Genomic DNA, 1,141 nt, shown 5'->3' on the forward strand with positions numbered 1-1,141 from the left:
CCTAAGTTTGCCACTTTGGCTTCCAGTCACCGGTCACAGCATCCACTACCATGATCTAATTTTTCCAGATTTTCATCGGGATACTGTATTTGACAGTTGGCGATTTTCCCCTCAAAATTTCATGTAACCGCCCAATTATGGTACAAGATCATCGTATTGATGGGCTCAAAATTTGAGTAAATGAACTTTTTTGACTTCCTCATCCAGGAATCAACGGTAACTGTCAAATTCGATAGCGCCTTTTTGATGAATTTTGTTGACGTATGCTTCAGTTCAGGGATCTCAAACCGGACCAGTGAGATGAATAACTGGGCAAGAAACCCAATGATTAAAGCGCCGTAAATGCTGTTATCAGTCCATACACGCAATGGTTTGATCTCAATCTCATTCTTGAGAGAGTTGAATATCTTCTCGATCGAGTCCTTTTTTCGATAGGTCAGAAGGGCTTCGGTAAGTGTCAAATTCTTACTCGATTTCAGGCAGAAAAATCCCTCTCTGCCGGTGATGAACTTCTCCTCAAGAAGCCTGACGGCATCATCTTCTGAGAGTTCCATCAGTTTTGTCTGGATGGAGTAGTCCACATCCACAAGAAGATTGTTTATCCTGAATCGCTTGGGAAGAGCCTTCTTCTTGTCAATACTTTCCTGAATTGCCTTTGCTTCCTGTATCTGCCGCACAACCTTTCTGGCTCTGGAGTCCAACTGCTCTTTCTGCAGCTTTTCTGAGAAATAGAGATAATTGGTGCTGTTTGGCTTCTCGATTATAATCCCTCGAATCCCTGAATCCTCATCAATAACCTGAGGATTATAGGCTTCAAATTTCGCGATTATCTTGTCATCGCTCATGTTGAGTTTCTTTCCGGTGATGTACTGCATATTATCTGCCCGGATCATCTGGGTATTGGCGATACTGTTCGCTCCTTTGTCAAATATCACCAGAGAACCTTCTCTGAGCCTGTCGCTGGACTGCCGATAGGTCTTCTTAAAGTGGATCTGATCATTGAGATTGCCAGTTTCGATTGTCAGTCCAATCGGGACATTGATCGGATCGGCAAGTTCTGTAACACCAATGGTAATCTGTTTCTTGTCTGGCCGATGATCACGGCTGTATCCATACTTTCCAAGTGGAGCCTTGGTGCCAT

General features: G+C 43.6%; 1 protein-coding gene. It reads right to left on the minus strand.

The window, feature by feature from the left end:
- Nucleotides 1-119: 119 nt before the first annotated feature.
- A partial coding sequence (locus ABCO64_RS10115) for an IS1634 family transposase (protein WP_343089364.1) occupies nucleotides 120-1,141 on the minus strand: 1,022 nt, incomplete at its 5' end.

It is taken from the genome of Methanocalculus natronophilus (genome assembly GCF_038751955.1).
GTDB lineage: Archaea > Halobacteriota > Methanomicrobia > Methanomicrobiales > Methanocorpusculaceae > Methanocalculus > Methanocalculus natronophilus.